20 protein-coding genes are annotated in these 22,229 nt (G+C 72.1%); 7 read left to right on the plus strand and 13 right to left on the minus strand.

Going from position 1 to position 22,229, the window contains the following annotated elements:
* The first annotated feature begins 90 nt into the window (after positions 1–90).
* Positions 91–318 (plus strand): hypothetical protein, encoded by a 228-nt coding sequence (locus tag ACFWEE_RS05385; protein ID WP_327179840.1) that lies wholly within the window; start codon positions 91–93, stop codon positions 316–318.
* 94 nt (positions 319–412) lie between these two features.
* Here the strand turns inward: ACFWEE_RS05385 and ACFWEE_RS05390 are convergent, their stop codons facing one another.
* Positions 413–1,531 (minus strand): enoyl-CoA hydratase/isomerase family protein, encoded by a 1,119-nt coding sequence (locus tag ACFWEE_RS05390; RefSeq protein ID WP_386886560.1) that lies wholly within the window; start codon positions 1,529–1,531, stop codon positions 413–415.
* A gap of 227 nt (positions 1,532–1,758) precedes the next feature.
* On the opposite strand from ACFWEE_RS05390, the gene ACFWEE_RS05395 reads away from it, so the two are divergent.
* Positions 1,759–3,897, plus strand: a complete 2,139-nt coding sequence (locus ACFWEE_RS05395) for a SpoIIE family protein phosphatase (RefSeq protein WP_386886562.1) — start codon at positions 1,759–1,761, stop codon at positions 3,895–3,897.
* A 151-nt stretch (positions 3,898–4,048) separates the two neighbouring features.
* Here the strand turns inward: ACFWEE_RS05395 and ACFWEE_RS05400 are convergent, their stop codons facing one another.
* The gene (locus ACFWEE_RS05400; protein WP_327179837.1) at positions 4,049–4,453 is read right to left on the minus strand and encodes a roadblock/LC7 domain-containing protein; all 405 of its coding nucleotides are present in this window, start codon (positions 4,451–4,453) and stop codon (positions 4,049–4,051) included.
* A gap of 139 nt (positions 4,454–4,592) precedes the next feature.
* On the opposite strand from ACFWEE_RS05400, the gene ACFWEE_RS05405 reads away from it, so the two are divergent.
* The gene (locus ACFWEE_RS05405) at positions 4,593–5,021 is read left to right on the plus strand and encodes a PPOX class F420-dependent oxidoreductase (RefSeq protein ID WP_386886564.1); all 429 of its coding nucleotides are present in this window, start codon (positions 4,593–4,595) and stop codon (positions 5,019–5,021) included.
* Positions 5,022–5,085: 64 nt separating this feature from the next.
* Here ACFWEE_RS05405 and ACFWEE_RS05410 read toward each other — a convergent pair whose 3' ends face one another.
* Together ACFWEE_RS05410 and ACFWEE_RS05415 are read right to left on the minus strand one after the other, a co-directional pair.
* On the minus strand, positions 5,086–5,748 hold the full coding sequence (locus ACFWEE_RS05410) for an ATP/GTP-binding protein (RefSeq protein ID WP_386886566.1): 663 nt from the start codon (positions 5,746–5,748) through the stop codon (positions 5,086–5,088).
* 282 nt (positions 5,749–6,030) lie between these two features.
* Positions 6,031–8,154 carry an MMPL family transporter gene (locus ACFWEE_RS05415; RefSeq protein ID WP_386886567.1) on the minus strand — a complete coding sequence of 708 codons (2,124 nt, stop codon included), beginning with the start codon at positions 8,152–8,154 and terminating at the stop codon, positions 6,031–6,033.
* Positions 8,155–8,380: 226 nt separating this feature from the next.
* On the opposite strand from ACFWEE_RS05415, the gene ACFWEE_RS05420 reads away from it, so the two are divergent.
* Entirely contained in the window at positions 8,381–8,884 is a 504-nt protein-coding gene (locus ACFWEE_RS05420; RefSeq protein WP_386886569.1) for a MarR family winged helix-turn-helix transcriptional regulator, read from the plus strand.
* A gap of 100 nt (positions 8,885–8,984) precedes the next feature.
* Here ACFWEE_RS05420 and ACFWEE_RS05425 read toward each other — a convergent pair whose 3' ends face one another.
* The 5 genes from ACFWEE_RS05425 to ACFWEE_RS05445 form a co-directional block, all read right to left on the minus strand.
* A complete protein-coding gene (locus tag ACFWEE_RS05425) occupies positions 8,985–9,386 on the minus strand; it encodes a DUF742 domain-containing protein (protein WP_386886778.1) in 402 nt (133 codons plus the stop codon).
* Positions 9,387–9,483: 97 nt separating this feature from the next.
* Positions 9,484–9,918, minus strand: a complete 435-nt coding sequence (locus ACFWEE_RS05430; protein WP_386886571.1) for a roadblock/LC7 domain-containing protein — start codon at positions 9,916–9,918, stop codon at positions 9,484–9,486.
* Positions 9,915–12,638: a nitrate- and nitrite sensing domain-containing protein gene (locus ACFWEE_RS05435; protein WP_386886573.1), complete on the minus strand. Its 2,724-nt coding sequence runs from the start codon at positions 12,636–12,638 to the stop codon at positions 9,915–9,917. Before ACFWEE_RS05435 ends, ACFWEE_RS05430 begins: the two co-directional genes overlap by 4 nt.
* 53 nt (positions 12,639–12,691) lie before the next feature.
* The gene (locus ACFWEE_RS05440) at positions 12,692–13,522 is read right to left on the minus strand and encodes an MHYT domain-containing protein (protein WP_386886575.1); all 831 of its coding nucleotides are present in this window, start codon (positions 13,520–13,522) and stop codon (positions 12,692–12,694) included.
* 399 nt (positions 13,523–13,921) lie between these two features.
* The gene (locus ACFWEE_RS05445; protein WP_386886577.1) at positions 13,922–14,827 is read right to left on the minus strand and encodes an oxygenase MpaB family protein; all 906 of its coding nucleotides are present in this window, start codon (positions 14,825–14,827) and stop codon (positions 13,922–13,924) included.
* A 194-nt stretch (positions 14,828–15,021) separates the two neighbouring features.
* Between ACFWEE_RS05445 and ACFWEE_RS05450 the strand changes: the two genes are divergently transcribed.
* On the plus strand, positions 15,022–15,840 hold the full coding sequence (locus tag ACFWEE_RS05450) for a hypothetical protein (RefSeq protein WP_386886579.1): 819 nt from the start codon (positions 15,022–15,024) through the stop codon (positions 15,838–15,840).
* A 62-nt stretch (positions 15,841–15,902) separates the two neighbouring features.
* Here ACFWEE_RS05450 and ACFWEE_RS05455 read toward each other — a convergent pair whose 3' ends face one another.
* The 3 genes from ACFWEE_RS05455 to ACFWEE_RS05465 all read right to left on the minus strand — a co-directional run bounded on the left by ACFWEE_RS05455 (position 15,903) and on the right by ACFWEE_RS05465 (position 18,011).
* Entirely contained in the window at positions 15,903–16,445 is a 543-nt protein-coding gene (locus tag ACFWEE_RS05455; protein WP_386886780.1) for an MOSC domain-containing protein, read from the minus strand.
* Positions 16,442–16,624, minus strand: coding sequence for a hypothetical protein (locus ACFWEE_RS05460; RefSeq protein ID WP_386886581.1), 183 nt, complete (start codon positions 16,622–16,624; stop codon positions 16,442–16,444). Before ACFWEE_RS05460 ends, ACFWEE_RS05455 begins: the two co-directional genes overlap by 4 nt.
* A 256-nt stretch (positions 16,625–16,880) precedes the next feature.
* Positions 16,881–18,011, minus strand: a complete 1,131-nt coding sequence (locus tag ACFWEE_RS05465) for an acyl-CoA desaturase (RefSeq protein ID WP_386886583.1) — start codon at positions 18,009–18,011, stop codon at positions 16,881–16,883.
* A gap of 292 nt (positions 18,012–18,303) precedes the next feature.
* On the opposite strand from ACFWEE_RS05465, the gene ACFWEE_RS05470 reads away from it, so the two are divergent.
* Positions 18,304–18,885 (plus strand): N-acetylmuramoyl-L-alanine amidase, encoded by a 582-nt coding sequence (locus ACFWEE_RS05470; protein ID WP_386886585.1) that lies wholly within the window; start codon positions 18,304–18,306, stop codon positions 18,883–18,885.
* Between the two features lie 89 nt (positions 18,886–18,974).
* Here the strand turns inward: ACFWEE_RS05470 and proP are convergent, their stop codons facing one another.
* Entirely contained in the window at positions 18,975–20,468 is a 1,494-nt protein-coding gene (gene proP, locus ACFWEE_RS05475) for a glycine betaine/L-proline transporter ProP (protein WP_386886781.1), read from the minus strand.
* A gap of 860 nt (positions 20,469–21,328) precedes the next feature.
* Here proP and ACFWEE_RS05480 point away from each other — a divergent pair.
* Positions 21,329–22,177, plus strand: a complete 849-nt coding sequence (locus ACFWEE_RS05480; protein ID WP_386886783.1) for a sterol desaturase family protein — start codon at positions 21,329–21,331, stop codon at positions 22,175–22,177.
* Positions 22,178–22,229: the final 52 nt, after the last annotated feature.

A 22,229-nucleotide genomic window follows, 5' to 3' on the forward strand; every position in this document is an offset into this window, starting at 1 on the left:
GGTCCGTGTCGCCGGGAGGGCGGTTGCGGGGCGTTGTCAGACCCATGGGAGATGCTGATGGCCCGACACCTCTGACCAGGAGACGCCGAGATGGAGAAGGACGAGCTCGCCGCTGCCCAGGCTTACGTCAGGCTGCTGGAGGCCACCCGGTCCGTGCTCACCGAACCGCAGGAAGCGCCGTTGTATTTGCCGCTGCTCACCGCGCCGATGGAGGAGGCGGACCGGGCGCTCCGGGACGCCGATCTCTCGGGGAACGAGGAACGGCTCTTCGCGCTCGTACGGGCGCTGCGGCCCAGCCTGTCCGCGAGCAGCCGGTGACCCCCGCCGCCGCCTCGCGCGGCACGCGGGTCCGCCGACGTACGTGAGGCACCGCGCCCCGGCCGGTACCGGCCGGGGTCGGGCCGCGGTCCGGCTAACGCGTGTTGCGAAGGTTCCGCCCGTCCTCCGGGCGGGCGGCGCCGCCTTCGGCACACGGCCCGGGTGCCAGTCCGAGTTCCCCGGCGCCGAGCGGTGCGAAGTACCGGGCCACGTCGGCCTCCCGTACGTCCTCGGTACGGGCCGGGACCCAGCGGGGCGCGTAGTCCTTGTCCACGATCCTGGCCCGCACGCCCTCGACGAAGTCGGGGTGCGCGAAGGCGCGGGTGGAGACGCGGAAGTCCTGGTCGAGCGATTCCTCCAGGCTTCCCGCCGCCCGCGCACGGCGTACGGCGGCCAGGGTCACCGCCAGCGCGGTGGGTGACAGGGTGAGGAGGGTCGCGGCGGTCTCCTTCGCGGCGGGAGCCCCGTGGTCGCGCAGCCGGTCCACGATGTCGCCCACGGTGTCGGCGGTGTAGCAGTTGTCGATCCACGCGCGGGCGGCGTCGAGTTCCCCGGCTTCCGGGGCGGTGGCGTGGCCGCGGACGGCGCGTGCGACGTCGGCGGGCGTCGTGCACCCGGCGAGAGCGGCGGTGAGGGCGGGCAGGTCCCCGGAGAGCACGTGGTGGTCGGCGAGGCCGCAGAGCAGCGCGTCCGCCGCGCCGACGGACCGGCCGGTGAGCGCGAGGTGGGTTCCCAGCTCTCCGGGCGCCCGGGACAGCAGGTAGGTTCCGCCGACGTCCGGCACGAAGCCGATGGCCGTCTCCGGCATCGCGACGCGCGAGCGTTCGGTCACGATCCGTACGCTTCCGTGCGCCGAGATCCCGACCCCGCCGCCCATCACGATGCCGTCCATGCAGGCGACGTAGGGCTTCCGGTACCGGTGGATCCGTGCGTTGAGCCGGTACTCGTCGCGCCAGAAGTCGAGGGACGCGGTCCCGCCCGCCCGGGCGTCGTCGTGCAGGGCGCGGATGTCGCCGCCCGCGCACAGACCACGTGTCCCTGCTCCCGAGACCACCACCACCGCGACGGTCTCGTCGTCTTCCGCCGCCACGAGCGCCTCGTCGAGGGCGCGTACCGACGCGTGGTCGAGGGCGTTCAGCACGCGCGGCCTGTTGAGGGTGATGTGGCGGACACGGCCGTCGGTGTGCAGGAGGACGGGGGCGTCGTCGGTCATGGATGCGCTCCGGTACGGGTTCCGCGGCGGCGCCCGCACGGTGTGCGGGCGTTCGGTTCCCGCCATTCTGCGACGCCGCCCGGGTGCGCTCGCGGGCGGGGCACCGGGGTTCCGGGCGGGCCCACCAGCACCTGTGGCACTCCCACCGGACCGGCTCGACAATTGGACGACCAGGGTCTTTCCTCGCAGCCCGTAGGGCCCCCCGCCGGACGACCTCCGGAGCCGCAATGAGCGATCACACCGAGTCCGTGGACCACCCGTCCCCGCCGCCGCCTCCGGATGCCCCGGACCACGACAGCGGGATCGACACGGTCCAGCGGCTGGCGATGAACCGGACCGGGAGTTTCGACTGGGACCTGGAGACCCGGACCATGAACGTCGACGACGCCGGACTGATGGTCTTCGGAGTGGATCCGGAGACCTTCGACGCCAGCCGCCCGGGGACCCTGGTCGCCCTGCTGGAACCCGCGGAGCGCGAGCGCCTGAACCTCTCCGTCGACGAGGCCGTCACCAGTGGCGCGCATGCGTACAGCGTGCACTTCCAGGTGCCGATGCCGGGCGGGGAGGTCCAGTGGACGCACGCCCAGGCCCGCATCCTGCGTTCCCCCGACGGCCGGGCCCACCGGATCGTCGGAGTGGTGCGGGACGCGACGGCGGAGGTCACGCACTCCGAGTTCGTCCTGGAGCTGGAGAAGCGCCGGCAGCGCCAGACCAGCATCGTCGAACGGACGACCAGCGCCATGTCGCGTGCCGCCTCCGTGGACGACGTGACGGCCGCGCTGACCGGGCCCGGAGGGACGGCGCGGCTGGGTTGCGACGGGGTCACGCTCGGACTGGTGGAGAACGCGTCGCTGAACGTCGCCGTGGCGAGCGGGCACACGCTGGAGGCGTTCGACGGACTGGGCTCGGGCGATCTCGGCCGGAAGCTGCCCATGGTCGACACCATCCTCAGCGGCCGTCCCCGCTTTATCACCTCCCCCGCCGACCTGGTCCGGCGTTATCCGGTACTGGAACCCTACGAGGACCGGCTGGGCTTCTCCTCGGCCGCCTATCTTCCGCTGGTCGCCCAGGCGCGTTCGCTCGGAGGGCTGGCGATGTTCTACGGCAAGCCCATGTCGTTCAACGCGGACGAGCGGATCCTCTGTCTGGGCCTCGCCGCGATCCTCGCGCAGAGCCTGCAGCGGGCGACGCTGTTCGACGAGGAGCGCGAGTTCGCGACCGGACTGCAGGCGGCGATGCTGCCCCGGCGGATCCAGGACGTCGAGGGCGGCGAGATCGCGGTGCGCTACCACGCCGCGCGGAACGGGCGCCAGGTCGGCGGCGACTGGTACGACATGATCGCGCTGCCCAACGGCCGCTACGGCCTGGTGGTGGGCGACGTGCAGGGGCACGACACCCACGCGGCGGCGATCATGGGGCAGCTCCGGATCGCCCTGCGCGCCTACGCCGCCGAGGGGCACCCGCCGGCGACCGTGCTGGCCCGGGCCTCGCGCTTTCTCGCCGAACTGGACACTGACCGCTTCGCGACCTGTACCTACGCGCAGATCGATCTGGGCTCGGGCGCCCTGCGCGTGGCGCGCGCGGGCCATTTCGAGCCGCTCATCCGGCACGCCGACGGACGGGTCCGCAGCCCTCAGGTCAGGGGCGGCCTCCCGCTCGGGATCTCGTCGTACTTCGGGTACGAGGAGTTCCCCGAGACCCGTCTCGACCTCGTACCGGGCGAGACCCTCGTGCTCTTCAGCGACGGACTGGTGGAGGAACCGGGCGCCGACATCGACACCGGGCTGGCGGCGCTGGCGCAGGAGGTGCGGACCGGGCCGCCGGGGGCCCAGGCGCTCGCCGACCATCTCTCCGAACGGCTCTGGGAGCGCTGGGGGGCGGGCGACGACGTCGCTCTGCTGGTGCTGCGGCGCAGTCCCGACGTGGGGTCCTCCCTGGCGCCCCGGCTGCACCAGTACATCCACCAGGCCGATCCGGAGGGACTCTCGGACGCCCGCTCGATCGTCCGGCAGGCGCTGGCCGACTGGGACATGGAGGACCTGGCCGACGACGCCGAACTCGTCACCGGCGAACTCCTGGTCAATGTGCTGCTGCACACGGAGGGAGGGGCGGTGCTCACGATGGAGGTGCTTCCCGAGCCCGTACGCCGGATACGTCTCTCGGTCCAGGACCGCTCCAGCGTGTGGCCGCGCAGGCGCTCCCCCGGCGAGACCTCGACCTCGGGCCGCGGGCTGCTGCTGCTGGACGCGGTCGCCCTCCGGTGGGGCATCGAGCCCCGGGGAGAGGGGAAGGCCGTGTGGTGCGATCTCGGGCCGCCCGATCTGTCCGCCGAGAACAACGGGCGCACCGACGCGACCGGGACCTGACGGACAGGCCGTCCCCGGACCGCGTCGGCACCGGCGGGCCCGAGATTGGCTCGAAGCGCTCGGTCGCCAGGGCCTGGGTTCCGCTCCCCGACGGGTCGGACGGGCCGTCGAGCGCGCGCCGCTCCCCCGCGGGCTCCGTCTCCGCGCGGCCTCAGAAGGGGTAGGTGTCCTCCTGCCGGACGGCCACGCCCAGGTGTTCGCCGACCCGGTTGACCAACAGCGTCATCTCGTACGCCACATGACCGACGTCGGCTTCCGCCGCGGTGAGCACGCAGAGGCAGCTGCCGTCCCCGGCGGCGGTGACGAACAGCAGCGCCTCCTCGAACTCCACCATCGTCTGCCGTGCCCGGCCCGCCTTGAAGTGTCTGCCCGAGCCGCGCGCCAGGCTGTGCAGCCCGGAGGAGACCGCCGCCAGGTGCTCCGCGTCCTCCCGGACGAGTCCCGTGCTGGCTCCTGTCACCAGTCCGTCGTTCGAGAGCACCAAGGCGTGCTGTATGTGCTCCACCCGGCTGGTGAGATCGTCGAGAAGCCAGTCGAGTCCCCGGTCCAACGCCATGCGTGCCCTCCCCGTTGCCACTTCCCCGTACCCCTCGTCGCGCGTAAGCCTTGCGCACACCTCTGCTGCGGGCAAGCGGCCCACGGGTTCCGGGGCGTCGCTTCGCGCCACTCGCGTCCCGGCGGCGCAGGATGGGCCCATGGCACACCACATGACCGAGGAAGAGTGGCGGGCGTTCCTCTCCGCCGGGACCCGCACCGGCAAGCTGTCCACCGTACGGGCCGACGGGAGTCCCCACGTCGCGCCCGTCTGGTTCCTGCTGGACGGGGAGGATCTGGTCTTCAACACCGGCAGGGACACGGTGAAGGGGCGCAACCTCGCGCGGGACGGCCGGGTGGCGTTGTGCGTGGACGACGAACGTCCGCCGTACTCGTTCGCCGTCGTCCGGGGGCGGGCCGGGCTCAGCGAGGACCCCGACGAGCTGCTGACCTGGGCGACGCGGATCGCCGCCCGGTACGTGGGTGAGGAGGCGGCGGCGGAGTACGGCCGCCGCAACGCGGTCCCGGGCGAACTGGTCGTACGGGTACGGATCGAGAAGGTGGTCTCGATGGCCGACCTCGCCGACTGAGGGCCGGCCCGCCCCGATCCGGGCCGGGGGCCCGCCCCGTCGTGGCCCGGCCCGGTCACGGGACCTACCCCACGGAGTCGAGAAGCCGGGCGGTGTGCATCCGCCCGGCGTACTCGACCATCCGGATCAGGACCTCCTTGCCGGAGGCGCGGTCCCGCGCGTCGCACAGGACGACGGGCGTGCCGGGGTCCAGGTCGAGCGCGCGCGACACGTCCTGCTCGTCGTAGGAGCGAGCCCCGGAGAAGCAGTTGACGGCGACGACGAACGGGATGCGCCGGTGCTCGAAGTAGTCGACGGCGGGGAAGCAGTCCTCCAGCCGCCGGGTGTCGGCGAGGACGACCGCCCCGAGCGCCCCCTGTGACAGCTCGTCCCAGAGGAACCAGAAGCGGTCCTGTCCCGGCGTCCCGAAGAGGTAGAGGGAGAGCCCGGACCGGATGGTGATCCGGCCGAAGTCCATCGCGACCGTGGTCGTGGTCTTGCGCTCCACACCTTCGGTGTCGTCGACCCCCTGTCCGGCCTCGCTGAGCAGTTCCTCGGTGCGCAGCGGGCGGATCTCGCTGACGGCTCCGACCAGGGTGGTCTTGCCGACGCCGAATCCTCCGGCGACCAGGATCTTCAGGGCGAGGGCCGTGTTCTCGCCACCGCCCTCTCCCGGTGCGGCGCCCCCGTCGGCGTTCGCCCCGTCACCGTCTTCACGGACTGCACCGCCTGCGTGCTCGGAGGACATCGCTCACTTCTCTCACCCATGAGCCCTCGGGTGCGCCCGGGTGGATCGGGCGCACCCCTTCGGGTTCGGTCGAGTAAATCCCGGCACGGTGCCGGTCAGGTCCAGAGCAGCATGGCAAACCGGTCGGCCGATCGAGAGAGGCGATCGCAATTTGATCGTTGCGGCCGGAAGGTGGTCGGACGATGCGCGTATGGCGCCGTCAATCGAGCACGTGGGTCCGAGGACGACGGCCCCTTCCGGCCAGAATGGTCCGTACCAACACGACCGGCCTGGGGCCGCGGCTCAGGAACGCGTATCCTCCCGGCCCGTCTCCGCGTCCCGGCGCCCCGTCACCATGCGCCGGTTCGGCCACCACGACACCGGGCCGATGTCCAGCACCAGCGCGGGCACCAGCAACGATCGCACCACCAGGGTGTCGAGCAGGACGCCGAACGCGACGATGAAGGCGATCTGCACCAGGAAGGCCAGGGGGATGACGAGCAGCGCGGCGAAGGTGGCGGCCAGCACCACGCCCGCCGAGGTGATGACTCCACCGGTGGTGATCAGGCCACGCAGGACCCCCTCGCGGGTGCCGTGCAGCAGCGACTCCTCCCGTACCCGGGACATCAGGAAGATGTTGTAGTCCACGCCGAGGGCGACGAGGAAGACGAATCCGTACAGCGGAACGGAGGCGTCCGTACCGCTGAAGCCGAACACGTGCTGGAAGACCAGGGCGGAGACGCCCAGTGTGGCGAGGTAGTTGAGCCCCACGGTGGCGACCAGCAGCACGGGCAGCAGGACCGAGCGGAGCAGCGCCATCAGGATGACCAGGATGATCGCGAGCACCACCGGCACGATCAGCGCGCGGTCCTGGGCCGCCGTGGTCTGGGTGTCGAGCCGCTGCGCGGAGTACCCCCCGACGGCGGCCTCGGCGCCGGGAACGGCGTGGACCGCCTCGCGCAGCCTCTTCACCGTCGCGTTGGCGGCGTCGCTGTCCGCCTCGGCCTTCAGCGTGGCGTCGATCCGTACCCGCCCGTCGACGACCACGGGGGCGCCGTCGCCGGGGCGCCCGGACGCGGTGACCGGGGTGACGGCCGCGATCCCGTCGGTGCTCCGGGCGGCGGCCACGACCTGGTCGGTGCGGTCGGCCCGGGCGATGATCACGGCGGGGTTTCCGGATCCTCCGGGGAAGTGCTCGCTGAGCGTGGCCTGTGCGGAGACCGACGGCGCGTCGTTGACAAAGGTCTCGTCCAGCGGCACGCCCTGCGACTTCAGCGTGGGTGCGAAGAGCGCGCACGCCACCAGGACGAGCAAGGTGCCGGCCCAGACCTTGCGGGGGGCGCGGTCCACGAAGGCGGCGACGCGCCGCCAGATGCCGTGGCCGCCCGTGGCGGCGTCGGCGGGGCGGGGCTTGGCGGGCCAGTAGGCGGCGCGGCCGGTCAGCACGAGGACCGCGGGGAGGAACGTCAGCGTGGAGAGCACGGCGCAGACGATCCCGATGGCGCCGACCGGGCCCAGCGCCCGGTTGTTCGTCAGATCGCTGAGCAGCAGCGCGAGAAGCCCGAGGGCCACGGTCGCCGCGCTCGCCGTGATCGCTCCGGCCGAGCGCCGGAGGGCGGCGAGTGCTGCTGCCGCGCGGCTGCCGCCCCGGGTCAGCTCTTCCCTGAACCGGGCGGTGAGCAGCAGCGCGTAGTCCGTGGAGGCGCCGATGACGAGGATCGAGAGGATGCCCTGCACCTGCCCGTCGACGCGTACGGCCCCGTGGTCGGCGAGGACGTACACGATCGCGCAGGCGAGCCCCAGGGCGAACACGGCGCTGATGATGATCAGGAAGGGCAGCAGCAGGCTGCGGTAGACCAGCAGAAGGATGACGAGGACGGCGATGAGGGCCACGCCGAGGAGCAGACCGTCGATGCCGCCGAAGGCGTCCTTGAGGTCCGCCTGGGCCGCCGCGGGTCCCGCGATGCCGACGGTGGTCCCGGGCACGGACCGGGCGGCGTCGCGCACCCGGTCGAGTGTGCCGGGCAGGGCGTCGCCGAGGCCGGATTCGAGCTGGACGATGCCTTCGAGCGCCCGGCCGTCCTCGGAGGGGAGCGCGGGGGTGGGGGTTCCCTCGACGCCGGGCGTGCCCCGGAGCGAGGCGAGCGCGCGGGTGGCGGTCCCGGCCGCGCCGCCCGGGAGCGTGCCGTCGTCGCCGGTCCAGACGACGATGGCGGGCACGGTGCCGGACTTCTGGAAGGCCTTCTGCTCCTCGGAGACTTCGGTCGATTCGGCGCTGCGCGGCAGGAACGCGGCCTGGTCGTTGGTGGAGACCTCACCGAGTTTCCCCGCGTAGGGGCCGAACACTCCCCCGATGCCGAGCCAGACGAGGACGAGTACTGCGGGCACCAGCCATCGGAGAGTGCGGTGCCGTGATGCGGACGTCATTGCTTCCCCAGGAGTCGACACGTTCGGAACGACGGGACGGGCTTGCGAGGTGACAGTTGGGACGAAGAGGGACAGTGGCTCACGAGGTGGCAGCGCCACGACGTGACGATGCCGCGAGGCGGGACACCTTCCCCGGATCGGGGCGCGTACGACGGCCCGACACGCGGCCGAACATATCTCTCAACGATCAACTATCTCAATCATCGAGAGATATTACCCTGGACCCATGAGCAGCACAGAGGGCGGCCCGGACAGAGGCACGGACGAGGACGCGGCCGGGCTCCAGAGCTTCGCCGTGCTGCTGCGGCGGATGAACAGCGAGTTCAACCGCATCGCACACGAATTCGCCCATGCGCAGGACCTTCACCCGACTGACGTGCAGGCGCTCATCGCGATCCTCGACGCGGACTACGGCGAGCCCGGCACCGCCATGACACCCGGACGGCTGCGGGAGCAGCTGAACCTGACCTCGGGCGCGGTGACGGCCTGTCTCGACCGGCTGGAGCGGACCGGACACATCCGGCGCGTCCGGGACGGCAACGACCGCAGGGTGGTGCACCTGCACTACGCCGCCGCGGCGATGGCGGTGGCCCGCGACTTCTTCCGGCCGCTGGCCGACAGCACCCAGGCGGCCCGGCGCCAGTTCGACGCGGCGGAACTGCGCACGGTCGCCCGCTTCCTCGAGACGATGAACGACGAGCTCGGCCAGATCCGCCGGGTGCGGAAGTGACCGCCGGCACGGCTCCCGGACGCGCAAAGGGCCACCGGGACTCCCGGTCCCCGGACGGGCAATGGGCCACCGGGGAGTCCTGGGCTCCCCGGTGTCGCCGTCAGAGCGCCCGCAGTCCGTCGATGACCTCGCGCAGGATGCGCTCGTCGGGCAACCGGGCGGGCGGGACGGGCCGGCAGACCGACACGTGACCGCCCTCCAGCAGGTCCCCCAGCAGCACCCGCACCACGCCCACCGGGAGATCGGCGTCGGCGGCCAGTTCCGCGACCGACTGGGTCTCGTCCTGGCACAGGGCGAGCAGCGCCCGGTGTTCCGGACCGAGCATCGTCTCCGCGTCGGGGTCGGACGCGCCGTCGACGACGACCAGGGCGATCAGGTCGAACCGCACCCCGCTCGGGCCCGGTTCCGTCCGCCCTCCGGTGACGGCGTACGGGCGCACCAGCGGTCCCGCGTCCGCGTCGTACCACTGGCTTCCGCGCAGGGCGTCCGCGCCGGTGCCCATCTCCCGGTCCCGGTAGGGATCGTGGAACCCGTACAGGTCCTTGCCACCGTACGCCGCGTCGGGATCGTCGGACATTCGCACCGTTCCTCCTTCTCCCTCAGCCCGCGGCGGGGGGCTGTGCGAGCCGTGCCGGCGTACCCAGATGCTCGCCGACCCGTTTGACGAGGCGTGCCATCTCGTACGCGACCAGGCCGATGTCCGCCACGGCGTCACTCAGCACGGCCAGGCAGGATCCGTCCCCGGCCGCGACGACGAAGAGGAAGCCGTCGTCCATCTCCACCATGGTCTGGCGCACCCCACCCGCCCCGAAGTGGCGGCCTGCTCCTTTGGCCAGACTGTGGAAGCCGGAGGCGACGGCGGCCAGGTGTTCGGCGTCCTCACGGCTGAGCACGCTGGAGGCGCCGATCGCCAGTCCGTCGCCGGAGAGGACGACGGCATGCCGTACCTCCGCGACCTGCTTCACCAGGTCGTCCAGCAGCCAGTCGAGTTCGCCCGAGCGGTGGTTCAATTCCGTCCTTCCGTTCGCGATCATCCGGGGTCTCCTACGTCGATGGGGTGGGCCGCCGGGCCCGGTGCGGGGGGCGCCGTCGGCGGCGGGGGCACGGCCACCGGGGCCGGTGCGTCACCGCTGCCGCGCCGCCATCCGTCCCGGTAGGCGGTCATGCGGTCCCGGACCTGTTCGGGTGTGCGCCCGGCGGGTTCCCCGCCGCCCGTGGTCCGCTGCTCCTGCGGCGCCCGGGCCTGTTCCTGGCGGAGCTGGGGCACCAGGTGCGCCTGCCGGACGCGCCGGGGGAGCTCGTCGTCGCCCTCGGCGCGGGGCGCGCGCTCCGGCGGTTCGGCCGCCGCCTGCCTGAACGGGGTGCGGGGGTGGCCGCGCTCGGGTGTCCGCCCGGCCGACGGGGTGCGGGGCCGCCGCCGGAGGGCGGTGACCGGGGCGGGCCTCGCTCCGCCGGTGTGCCCTCCGGTCGCCCCGGCCCCCTCGGAGTCCGGGCCGGAGCCCGGGTCGGGGTCGGGGACCGCGACGGGCGGCGGGAAGGCCGCCCGGTGCGCGCGGTCGGTGACCGCCGCGCGCGGGAGGGACTTCTCGCCACCGGCGTTCTGCGGGGTGGGAGCGGCCTGCGGGGAACGGTCCGCGTGCGGGGGGAGCGCGCCCGGCTCCGCGTTCTGAGGCACCTCGTCGTGCAGCAGTGCGGTCGGCAGCAGGACCACGGCGGTGGTGCCGCCGTACGGCGAGGCGCGGAGCCCCACCTTGATCCGGTGCCGGTTGGAGAGGCGGCTCACCACGAAGAGCCCGAGCCGGTCGCTGTCGAAGAGGTCGAGCGCCTCGGACTGCTCGATGCGCTTGTTGGCCTGGGCGAGGAGCTCCCCGCCCATACCGAGGCCCCGGTCCTCGACCTCGATGGCGTACCCGTTGCCGACGGGTTCGCCGGTGATCCGCACCTTGGTGTGCGGGGGCGAGAACTGGGCGGCGTTCTCGACGAGTTCGGCCAGCAGGTGGGTGAGGTCGGCGACCGCCGCGCCCGTCACGGAGACGTCGGCGAGGCGGCGCACTTCCACGCGGGCGTAGTCCTCGATCTCCGAGACCGCCGCGCGGACCACCTGGGTGAGCGGTACGGGCCTGCGCCAGGCCCGCCCGGGGGCGGCACCGGACAGGATGATCAGGCTCTCGGCGTGCCGGCGCATGCGGGTGGTCAGGTGATCGAGGCGGAAGAGGTCGGCGAGCTCGTTGGGGTCGTCGGCGCGCCGTTCCATTCCGTCCAGGAGGTTCAGCTGGCGGTGGACCAGGACCTGACTGCGGCGGGCGAGGTTGACGAAGACTCCGGCGATGCCGCTGGCGAGTTCGGCGCGCTCGACCGCGGCGCTGAGCGCGGCGCGGTGCACGGTGTCGAGTGCCTCGCCGACCTGGCCGATCTCGTCCGGGGACGGTCTGCGCGTCGGGGATTCGGCCTTCACGTCGATTTCCTCGCCCGCCCGCAGGCGCTCCATCGCGCGGGGCAGTTCGCGGCGGGCGATGGCCAGGGCGCTGTCGCGCAGGCTCACCAGCTCCGTGACGAGCCCGCTGCCGATGCGGACGGAGATGACGAGCGCGGCGACCACGGCGGCGAACCCGAACAGGACGGCCGCGCCGTCGGGGCTCGTCAGCCCGCTGCTCAGCGGGTCCGAACGGCCTGCCACGCGCTCGGCCGCGGCGGCCTCGACGGCGCGCAACCGGGTGAGGACGGGGCCGCCCGCCAGGGCCCAGGCTTCGGCCGGCACCGCACGGGCGGCCTCGGTCCCGGGCCGCGCGGCGAGTACCGCGTCCTCGGCGCTCTCCACGGCGCGGTAGGTGCTGTCCGCGGCGAGGTCCTGCCAGGCATCGCGTTCGGCGGAAGGCAGGTCGGCCGCCGCGGTCTCGGTGAAGGAGCGCCGTGCCTCGACCGCTCCCGTGAACCGGAGCAGGGCCCGGCCGTCGAGCGTGCCGGTGCGGGCGGCCACGGCGAGGAGGACGTCCTCGCGGGCCAGCATCTCGTCCGCCCTGCCGAGTTCGAGCAGGACGCGCGCCTCGGGGCCGACTTCGGTGTCCTGGACTCCGGTGAGCGCTCCGAGCACCCCGAAGGCGGCGCCGATGGCGTCGGTGTACGCGAGGTAGGCGTTGTCCCGGTCGATGTCGCTGTTCGCGGCGGCGTCCGCGGAGGCGCGGAGGCGTCCGCGCAGGGCGCCGAGCCCGTCGGCGCGGGAGAGGAAGACGTCCATGCGGGTGGCGAGACCGGCCGGCAGGCTTCCGGTGTCCGCCACCGTGTGGCCCTCGCCCATCCGGAGCCGGTCGAGCGCCGCGTCGGTGCGGGCGGCACGGTTCCGCAGCGCCGCGGCAGCGGCCTCGCCCGGTGCCGCCGCCTGGACGAGCGCCGCCTTCCGTTCGGCCTGGAGCGCGTCGACGGCCTGCCGGACCGGGGTGCGCACCGTGGTGTCCACCTGCTCCGCCTGGCGCAGCCGTGCCACCTCCTGGGCGGTGGTGACGGTCGCGAGCCCCCACAGGGCGAGCAGGGACACCACCGGCACCATCAGCAGGGCGAGGACCTTGGCGCGTACGGTTCGGGGCCGCAAGGACCAGGTGCGCCGGCGCCCTGACGGGTCCTGCGGGCGCCGCGACCGGGAGCCGAGCACGACGCGCTCGTCGGCCGGGGGCCCCGCGTGCGCGCGCCGGCCGCGTACCGGGGGTATGGGCCGGTCGTCCTGGGCGCCGGGCGCCTGGGTCGTACGGAGTGGGCGCATGGCCTCCTCGTTCCGGTCGGGAAAGGGGTGGTCGGGGGCGGGTACGGCGGCGGTCAGCGGGTTGTGGTCGCCGCGGAGGGGCCGCCTGGCGTGGTGAGCCGGTCGGTGTGCCGGGCGCGTTCGGCCGACGCGGACACGTAGGCGTCGGTCTCGGTGCCGGCGTCCCGCGCCGTGGGAGAGAGCGCGACGAACGCCGAGGTGAGGAAGAGGTAGGAACCGAGCCCGACGGTGAGCGGGAAGATGAACTGGGTGGCCGTGGCCCCGGTCAGGGGCGCGGCGGACGGGGCGACTTCGACGCCGACCGCGAGCATGCCTGTGTAGTGCATGGAACTGACGGCGGCGCCCATCACGAGGGAGGCGAGCGCGACGGCTCCGGGGGTGTGGATGTTGAGGGCCGCCCAGAGGGCCGCGGTGGCGGCGACGACCGCGATCACCACGGAGACCGCGATCATGGCGGGGTTGTAGTGGACCTCACCGTGCAGGTGGATGGCGGCCATGCCGAGGTAGTGCATGCTCGCGACGCCGACCCCGGTGGTGAGACCGCCGGTCAGCAGGGCCCGTTCGCGGTTACGGCCGTGGCCCACCGCGAAGACACCGATCCCGACGACCACCATGGCCACGATCAGGCTGAACAGGGTGAGGCCCACGTCGTAGCGGATGTCGGTGCCGGTGACCCCGAAGCCGAGCATGGCGACGAAGTGCATCGTCCAGATGCCGGTGCCGAGGGCGGATGCCGCGGTGAGCAGCCAGTTGCGCCGCGAACGGCCGGTGGTGTGCAGCGCGCGCATGGTGCATCGGAGTCCGAGGGCGGCGCCGATCGATGCCATCACGTACGACAGCACGGGTGTCAGCCAGCCGAAGGTTGCGTGGTCCAGGTGTCCCATAAGTCGGGGACGCTAGCCCGGTGGGAGGTGCCTGCCGGGGACACACTTCGAAACTCACGGAATATGACGGATCGCCGTTCCGAACCGATCGGAGAGTGGCTGAATCTGTCGCCCAAAGCCAGCGGACGGGCACAGGGATTGTCGCCATGAACCCGCCAAAACCGAACGCGCCGCGCGGGGCATCCCCACTTCACGCGGCTCGGGGAAGTCTTCCCGGCCCGCCGCGAACTCACTCCTCCCACAGCCCCGTTCCGGCCACCGACCCGCTGTCACGCCCGGATGTCCCCGTACCCAGAGGTTCCGATACCCGCATGTCCACATGACCACAGTCCGCGTGTCCACACGTCCACAGGAACGGTGAGCACAGACGCGTACGCGGACGCCGCTCCGCACGCGGCGTCAATCGGCCACGGCGCCGTCCGACGCGCGGCCGTGCGGCACCGGGCACCCCCGGACCCCCGGTGTGGGGAAGGTGCCGAGCGCGGCTACCTCGTACCCGTCCGGATAGCCCTTGATCTCCGGGTTCTGGCGGGCGAAGCGCGGCGCGGACCGCGGCGGAAGGAGCCGGACCGCCCGCGCCCGCAGGCGCAGCGCGCCTCTGGTCAGACCGCGTGCGAGGGCGCTCGGACGCCGGTAGCGGAAGGCGTCGGTCAGCGCGTCGTCGAGGAGCGCGAGACTCGCCCCGCGCACCAGCGGTGCCAGCGGCGCCGGGTACCACGAGGCCATCAGGCCCAGCGTGGCGTCGGAGACCTTCCTCGCCCCCTCGTCCCACCCGAAGTGGGCCCTCTCGTACGCGTCGAGGGTCTCCTCGAACTCCTCGAAGGTGCGAGGCAGGTCCTTGATCCCCATATGGGCGCCGAGCGTGCGGTAGTAGACCGCGTAGGCCTGGCGTTCGTGGGCGGACAGCGCGCGCCAGCCGTACGCGTCCAGCCAGCGCTTGGGGACCACGACGAAGGTGCAGAGCACGTAGCGCATGTCGTCGTTGCCGATGTCGTAGCTGCGGTGCATCGCGTTGATCCGCCGGAGGGCCGTACGGCCTTCCGCGGAGTCGAAGCCGTGCTCCACGACGGCGTCGAGCAGGAGCGCCGTGTCGTCGTAGCGCTTCTGGGAACGGTCCGTCAGTTCCGCCGTCGTCGCCAGCAGCCGGCCGATGCTGGGCACGGCGTAGGTGCGGTACAGGGCGAGTTCGAGGGCGCGGGTGACGTCCCAGGGGAATTCGAGTGTGACGGACAGGCGGTAGATCCGGAGGAAGTCCCGTTCGGGGTCGAGACTCCGGATCTCCCTCAGCCGGTCGAACCTCTTCATGCCCGCGTCCCCTCCGTCGGTCCGGAGCTCCACTGTAGGGGTGAGGGAAAACGCCCGGCCCCGGCTCGTGGAAGGGGCGCCGGCTCCGAAGACCGCGATCGCCTGCGGCGCGAGGCCTCGACGGCGGGGTTACCGGGTGGTTAGGGTGCGCCGACGCATCCCACGAACGGGTGTCGAGCAAAGAGGAGGACACCGTGGCCGGGACGGACGACACGATCACACCCGACGACGACACGCTGTACGTGCTGACCGCGCTCCTGCTGACCCCCGCGAACTTCCCCACCGTGCTGGGCGACGACTACCCCGCCGCGTGCCGCTCGCTCTCCCTCGAACCCTACGAGGAGGGTTACGGCCTCGTGCTCGGGCAGGACGGCGCGGGTGCCCGCTGGACCGTGGTGACCGAGGACGCCACCACGGTCGCCGGTGCCATAGCCGCCTGGGACTGCGGCATCGCGTACGAGCTCTCGCCCGACGACCGCACGGTCGTCTGCGCACTGCCGGGCTGGCCCCTCGCCCTCGCGGTCGCCGCGCCCGGGGTGCCCGCACCCCACGACCCGGAGCCCGCCGCGGACGACGGAGCGCTCCTCCTGACGCCTCCTTCGGAGAGCGACTGGGGACCGGAGCAGCGGCGGATGGGGGCGGACCAGATCGCCGCGCGATGGGCGTCGTGGCGCGAACAGGTCGACGGCGCGGCCCCCGGCCCCGGAGAGGGCGCGGCCCGGGAGGAGAGTCCGGGAAAGAAGGGGCACCCCGGCGTGCGCAGGGCGCTGGAGGAGGCGCGCGACTATCTGGACTCGCCTCCGCCGCCGGGACGCGTCAGGTCCTCCTTCGCCTCCGCCGACGTCCGGACGCTGCGGGTCGACGGGCCCGGCTGGTCCCTGGTGGCCCGGACCGACGACATGGCCTTCGTCCTGCTGGACGACGAGCCGGGCGAGGTCCTGCACGTGCGACGCGGTACGCAGCTGCTCGGGCTCCTGGCCGCACTCGACGCGCTGGCCACCCGGCCCGCGTGAGACCCCCTCCGCGAACCCGGTACGCCCCTCAGCGCGGGGCCCCGGGACGCGGGGCCCCGGGGTCAGACGCGGTCGAGGGCCTTGTGCGGCCCGACGGGGAGCTCGGCCCGGACCGTGTCTCCGGCGCCCACGGGCCCGCCGTCCACCACCACTCCCATGATTCCGGCCCTGCGGACCACGCGTCCCGCTTCGTCGCGCCCGACGACGCGCTTGAGCAGTCCGCTCCGGAAGGCGTCGATCTGGAGGCACGGATTGCGCAGGCCGGTGACCTCGACGACGGCCTGGTCCCCCAGGTGGAGCAGGGTGCCCACCGGCAGGGCGAGCAGGTCCAGGCCGCGCGTGGTGACGTTCTCCCCGAGGTCTCCGGGGGCCAGGTCGAAACCGTCGGCGCGCAGTTCGTCGAAGAGCTCCTGCTGGATCAGGTGGACCTGGCGGAGGTTGGGCTGGGTGGGGTCCTGGGCGACCCTGCTGCGGTGCTTGACGGTGACGCCCGCGTGGACGTCGCCTTCGACGCCGTGTCCGGCGAGGAGCGTGATGCTCTGCCGGACCGGTTTGGTGAAGGTGTACTCACCGCTGCGGCTCACCGCCACGACTGTGCCGTTCAGCGTCCCATCTCCTTGCGTCGTATCCGTCGGATCCTGCGCCGCTGCGAGGGATCGAGCAGCAGATAGCCCGCGGCGGGCACCCCGATCAGCACCACGAGAGCCCACCAGAACCCGATGAACGGGATCAGGACGGCTGCCACGACAACTCCCCCGATGGCGATCTTCGCACCGTTCGACATGATGGTGCCTCCTCCGCGGCACGCAGCCGCTTCATCCATGACAACGCCGTCACGACGCGTACGGTTCCCGCCGCCGGGCCTAGGCCGTGTGTCGAAAGTCCCGCCTGTCCGGCGACGCCCGGCACGCACGCTCGCCGCGTTGTCGGGATCACCCCGATACATCCAGTATCGGGGCGACCCTCCGCCTTGCGATCGCACGCACCGGACGCCGCCGGACCCGCCCTCCGGGCGGCCGACGCCACTTTCGACACACGGCCTACCGCAGCGGGGCGCCCACCTCGTGCATGTGGGACAGGCCCTGCCGGTAGGACTCCACGAGCCCCGTCTCCGTGTACGGCATCCCGATCCGGCGGCAGTACTCCCTGACCAGCGGCTGGGCGAGGCGCAGGTGGGGGCGCGGCATGCTCGGGAAGAGATGGTGCTCTATCTGGTAGTTCAGCCCGCCGAGGAACCAGTCGGTGAGGACGGCGCCCCGCACGTTGCGCGAGGTGAGGACCTGGCGCTGCAGGTGGCCCCAGCGGTCGCCGTCCGGATCGGGCATCTCCATGCCCTTGTGGTTCGGGGCGAAGGCCATCCCCAGGTGCAGCCCGAAGAGCGCGTGGAGCACCAGCGCGAAGACGACCGCTTTTCCGACCGGCATGGCGGTGAGGAACAGCGTCGCCCAGAGCGCGAGGTGGGCGGCCATGAGCAGCCCGGACACCACAGCATCGCGGCCGGGCTGCCGGCGCAGGAACTGGAAGCCGGAGACCTTCAGCGCGATGCCCTCCAGCAGCAGCAGGGGGAAGAAGAGGCGTGCCTGGTGGCGGGTGAGCCACCGGGCGAAGCCTTCCCGCCGGGCCGCCTGCTTCTGGGTCCAGACCAGGGCACCCACACCGACGTCGGGGTCCTTGTCGATGTGGTTGGGGTTGGCGTGGTGCCGGACGTGCTTGTCGTTCCACCACGCCTCGTTCATGCCGAGGAGCAGGTTCCCGTGGACGAGGCCGATGATCCGGCTCGCCCTGCGGTTCCCGGTGATCTGGGCGTGCCCCGCGTCGTGTCCGAGGAAGGCGGTACGGGTCCACAGGACGGCCAGCGGCACCGCGAGGAGCAGCGTCCACCAGGTGTCGCCGAGGAGTTCGATGCCGGTGGCGACCGCGGCCAGACCGAGCGCGTTACCGGCGATGCCCGCCGCGTACCAGCCGGTGCGGCGGTCCAGCAGCCCCTGTCCCTTGACGGCCTTCAGGAGCGGCGCGAAGTCGCTGCCGCCGGGGGCGCCTTCGGTGGGACCCCGGCGGGCGGGCACGGCCTGCGCGGCGGGCCGGTCGCCGTCCGTGTCCGGGGAGGGCGGGGCGGCGGTCGCGCTCCGCGCTCCGGACGGGTCGGTGGTGGCGGTGGTCGCCTGGGGCATGGCATCTCCAGCTCTCTGGACGGGTGCGCCTACCCGAAGAAACGTAATGAGCCGGGACATCCGGCAGCCATGACGCCACCATCCCGATGAGCAGGGGGTCTTCCCCCTGCTTCCACGGTGGTGCTGTCCCCCGTACGGGCCCGTGCGGGAGACCCGGCCGCCGGTGGGCGGCGGGCGGCCTCGCGGGGAACCGAACGGCCGTTCACCTCGTCGTTCGTGTCGGGGCGCACCCGCCGAAGGCGGTCCCGGTGCGCGCCGCCCGTGATCCGTACCCGTCACCTGGAGAGCACCGATGCACCGCAGAAGGATTCTCCAGGCGGCGGCCGGCACAGCGGCGGGCCTGCTCCTGCCGGCCCCGGTGCGCGGGGTGGACGCGCCCTCGGCGGGGACGGACAGCGCGCTGGCCCGCTGGGCACCCGCCTCGGCCGCCAACTACACCGTGCCCGCGGGCACCTCGCCCCGGCGGGTCGACCGGGTGGTCGTCCACGTCACCCAGCAGACGTTCACGCAGACGCTCGGCATCTTCCAGGACCCGGCGAAGAAGGTGTCGGTCCACTACGTCGTGCGGTCCGGCGACGGTTACACCGCCCAGTGCGTCCCCGAGCGGGACATCGCCTGGCACGCGGGCAACTGGGACGAGAACGTCCGTTCCGTCGGCATCGAGCACGAAGGCTGGGTGGACCGGCCGGAGTACTTCACCGCCGCCATGTACGAGCGGTCGGCGCTGCTCACCGCGGACATCTGCGACCGCCACGGCATTCCCAGGGACCGTACGCACATCATCGGTCACTACCAGGTGCCGGGGACGGACCACACCGACCCCGGTCCGCTCTGGGACTGGGACCGCTATCTGCGGCTCGTCCGCCGCGCCTGAGGGGGACCGCTGCCTACGCGCTCGTCCGCCACGCATGAAAGGCCACGTCCCCGGCCGCGCGGGCGCCGGGGACCGCCCGCTCCCGCTCGTCAGCCCCGTTTCCGCCCGTGGCGCAGCCGGAACCAGACGTCGCGCGCCTGCCGCCCCGCGGTGGTGCGGCTGGCCGAGACCAGCCGGTGCGCCTGCTGGCGTGTCTCGACCATGGGCCCCGAGCCACGCAGCGGGCGACCGGCCGTCTCGTGCAGGAAGAAGGTGGAGATCAGCCCGATGACGCCCGCCACCATCAGGTAGTAGGCGGGCACCATGTCGTTGCCGGTGGCCTCCACGAGCCCGGCGGCGAACAGCGGGGTGGTTCCGCCGAAGAGCGAAACGGAGATGTTGAAGGCGATCGAGAGCGCGCCGTACCGGATGCGGGTGGGGAAGAGCGCCGGAAGGGTGGAGGCCGAGGTTCCGGCGAAGCAGACGAGCAGCAGGCCGAGGATCACGCAGCCGAAGGCCGGGAGCAGGATTCCGCCCTGCCGGATCAGCAGGAACGCCGGGATGGAGAGCGCCACCAGCGCCACGCTTCCCGCCATGAACACCGGACGGCGGCCCCACCGGTCGGAGCTGCGGCCCACGGTGGTGATGGTCAGGACGACCAGCAGCATGGTGCCGAGGACGAGCAGTTGCGAGGTGGTCTCGGGTTCGCCGAGGGTCTCGGACATGTAGGTCGGGAGGTAGGACGTGACCATGTAGTTGGTGACGTTGTAGAGGAGCACCAGGCCCATGCAGATCAGCACGGCCTCCCAGTGCTCGGTGAAGATCTCCTTGAGCCTGCCCTTGCCCGACTGCCTGGCCTCTTCCACCGGGTCGGCCTCCGCCAGGAGCTCGGCCTGTTCCTCCTCCTGCCGCTGGAAGACGGGGGTCTCCTCCAGCTTCATGCGCATGTAGAGGCCGATCAGTCCCAGGGGACCGGCGACGTAGAAGGGGATGCGCCAGCCCCAGTCCGTGAGCCCGTCGGTACCGAGGACGGCGGTGAGCACGGTGACCAGGCCGGAGCCGAGCGAGTATCCGACGAAGGTGCCGAAGTCCAGCCAGCTGCCGAGGAAGCCGCGCCGTTTGTCGGGGGCGTATTCGGCGATGTACGTGGTCGCTCCGGCGTACTCCCCACCTGTGGAGAAGCCCTGCACGAGCCGGCACACCAGGAGCAGCAGGGGGGCCGCGAAGCCGACCGCCGCGTAGGTGGGGAGGAAACCGACGGCGAAGGTGCTCGCCGCCATCATGATCATGGTGAGCGCGAGGACCTTCTGCCGTCCCACCCGGTCCCCGAGCGGACCGAAGACCAGCCCGCCGAGCGGTCGTACCAGGAACGCCGCGGCGAAGGTGGCGAAGGTCGACACCACCTGGGCTCCGGGCGAGCTGGACGGGAAGAACACCTTGCCCAGCGTTCCGGCCAGATAGGCGTAGACACCGAAGTCGAACCACTCCATGGTGTTGCCGAGTGCGGCGGCCGTGACCGCCCGGCGCACCTTCGGCGGGTCGGTGACGGTGACGTCCTCGGGCCGGAACGACTTCTTGCGGCGGCGGACGACCGTGCGCATCATGCGGTCCACGGCCTGGGTGTCGCGCCGGGGCCGCCCTCCCGGCTGTTTCCTGGATCCGGCCATGCGTCCGCCCCTTTCCGAGGGCTCTCGGCGCCTCACCTTCCGCGGCCCGTCACCCGGACAGGGGACTGAAGATCATCGGTGCCTCCGAGTCTGGGGCAGCCGCACGCCGGAAGCCTCCCGGGCGGCCCGCACGGGTGACGGCGGTGCACGGGAGACCCGGTGGCGCCCCCGGTTCCTCCCCGCGCGCCCCACGACCGCGGGCAGCGGCTTTCCCCACGACCGCGGGCAGCGTCCTTCCCGGCGCCGACGGCGGTCTCGCTGCGGCGCACCCCCATTCCCGGACCACCCATAAAAATGATGTTCCGAATACTGCATAAGAACGCCAACATGACTAAGTCACTCACATCGGCGACAGTAACCGGAACCCTATTCCACACCGACCGGACTCCCTGTTCAATGACCGTGAGGCCGACTACGGCACTCCGGGGGACCAGCTCAATTCATCGTCGGTCGAGGATTGAATCCGCAGGAAGCGGAAAAGAATCAACCGAGCTTGCACAGGGCGAAAAAGGAGAGGCGACCACACCGGTCTCCGAATCCGCGGGAATTCCTTTCCGCCGCCCATGTCGCCGACTTCGCACGGGCGCCACCACAGACCACAGCGCACCCACTCGTACGCCCCCTGAGACTCCGCATGCATTCGACGGCCCCATCCACCTGCAATGGCGCAGGCCCCGAGGCTGATTCCGCATTCCTACGGAGGAATTCAGGTGCACGAGAACGAACGAACCACCGATGACACCGTCCGCCCCACAGCGACCCCGCCGCAGTCCACCGCTCTTCCGCTCGGACGGCGCATTCTCCGCTCCCTCGCCTATCCCGCACTGCTGACGGCCACCCTGCTGGTGGTGACGGCGTCACTGGTGCTGGACTGGAATCCCGAACGAGTGAGTCCTCTTTTCCTCGTCGGCACCCTGATCTATCTCACCGTCCTCGAAAGACTGATTCCGCACCGGCGCGACTGGCACCCCGACGGCGCGGAATGGCGTTGGTACGGCGTCTATTTCCTGCTGACCATGGCAGGGAGCGCGCTGGCTCAGTTCGCGGTCACGACGGCGGTGGGAAAAATCTCGCCGGCCGACCCGACGCTGCCCCTGGGGGCCGAGATACCGGCCGCGCTGCTGAGCGGTTCGCTCGCCGGCTATCTGGTCCACCGGCTGGGGCACACCAACCCGGTTCTGTGGCGGCTGCACGGGGTCCACCACGTCCCGCAGAAGGTCAACGTCGCCAACAACGGCGTCAACCACGTCCTCGACATCGTCCTTGCCCAGGGCGTCGTGCAACTCACCCTGGCGCTCGCCGGATTCTCCCAGCGCTCCGTGCTCGCATCGGGACTCTTCGTCGCCGCACAGGGCTACTTCGTCCACGCCAACATCGACGTACGGATCGGCCGGCTCAACCACGTCCTGGCGAGCCCCGAACAGCACCGCCTGCACCACAGCACGGACCTCGCCGAAGCGGGCCACTACGGCTCCGACCTGTCCTGCTGGGACCACCTCTTCGGAAGTTTCACCTGGCGTCCCGGCCGTGAGCCGGTCGCGGTCGGGCTCAGCGATCCCACCTCGTTTCCCGGGACCGGCGAGATCCTCGGCAGTCTCTTCCGTCCGTGGCGCCGCGCGAAGCGGCCCGGGGACGGCATCGCCTGAACGGGCCTTTCGGCCCCGCACCGCTGACTCGGGCGCCGCCCTTGGCAGCGCG

Source organism: Streptomyces sp. NPDC060184 (assembly GCF_042728795.1).
Classification (GTDB): Bacteria; Actinomycetota; Actinomycetes; order Streptomycetales; family Streptomycetaceae; genus Streptomyces.

What these genes read in the sequence shown, in the direction of transcription:
- ACFWEE_RS05410 (WP_386886566.1), bottom strand. Translation starts at nt 5,748, where the DNA reads ATGTCCTCCGAGCACGCAGGCGGTGCAGTCCGTGAAGACGGTGACGGG.
- ACFWEE_RS05460 (WP_386886581.1), bottom strand. Translation starts at nt 16,624, where the DNA reads ATGTCGAACGGTGCGAAGATCGCCATCGGGGGAGTTGTCGTGGCAGCC.
- ACFWEE_RS05390 (WP_386886560.1), bottom strand. Translation starts at nt 1,531, where the DNA reads ATGACCGACGACGCCCCCGTCCTCCTGCACACCGACGGCCGTGTCCGC.
- ACFWEE_RS05385 (WP_327179840.1), top strand. Translation starts at nt 91, where the DNA reads ATGGAGAAGGACGAGCTCGCCGCTGCCCAGGCTTACGTCAGGCTGCTG.
- ACFWEE_RS05465 (WP_386886583.1), bottom strand. Translation starts at nt 18,011, where the DNA reads ATGCCCCAGGCGACCACCGCCACCACCGACCCGTCCGGAGCGCGGAGC.
- ACFWEE_RS05420 (WP_386886569.1), top strand. Translation starts at nt 8,381, where the DNA reads ATGAGCAGCACAGAGGGCGGCCCGGACAGAGGCACGGACGAGGACGCG.
- ACFWEE_RS05415 (WP_386886567.1), bottom strand. Translation starts at nt 8,154, where the DNA reads ATGACGTCCGCATCACGGCACCGCACTCTCCGATGGCTGGTGCCCGCA.
- ACFWEE_RS05435 (WP_386886573.1), bottom strand. Translation starts at nt 12,638, where the DNA reads ATGCGCCCACTCCGTACGACCCAGGCGCCCGGCGCCCAGGACGACCGG.
- ACFWEE_RS05440 (WP_386886575.1), bottom strand. Translation starts at nt 13,522, where the DNA reads ATGGGACACCTGGACCACGCAACCTTCGGCTGGCTGACACCCGTGCTG.
- ACFWEE_RS05430 (WP_386886571.1), bottom strand. Translation starts at nt 9,918, where the DNA reads ATGATCGCGAACGGAAGGACGGAATTGAACCACCGCTCGGGCGAACTC.
- ACFWEE_RS05425 (WP_386886778.1), bottom strand. Translation starts at nt 9,386, where the DNA reads ATGGGCACCGGCGCGGACGCCCTGCGCGGAAGCCAGTGGTACGACGCG.
- ACFWEE_RS05405 (WP_386886564.1), top strand. Translation starts at nt 4,593, where the DNA reads ATGGCACACCACATGACCGAGGAAGAGTGGCGGGCGTTCCTCTCCGCC.
- ACFWEE_RS05395 (WP_386886562.1), top strand. Translation starts at nt 1,759, where the DNA reads ATGAGCGATCACACCGAGTCCGTGGACCACCCGTCCCCGCCGCCGCCT.
- ACFWEE_RS05445 (WP_386886577.1), bottom strand. Translation starts at nt 14,827, where the DNA reads ATGAAGAGGTTCGACCGGCTGAGGGAGATCCGGAGTCTCGACCCCGAA.
- ACFWEE_RS05470 (WP_386886585.1), top strand. Translation starts at nt 18,304, where the DNA reads ATGCACCGCAGAAGGATTCTCCAGGCGGCGGCCGGCACAGCGGCGGGC.
- ACFWEE_RS05400 (WP_327179837.1), bottom strand. Translation starts at nt 4,453, where the DNA reads ATGGCGTTGGACCGGGGACTCGACTGGCTTCTCGACGATCTCACCAGC.
- proP (WP_386886781.1), bottom strand. Translation starts at nt 20,468, where the DNA reads ATGATGCGCACGGTCGTCCGCCGCCGCAAGAAGTCGTTCCGGCCCGAG.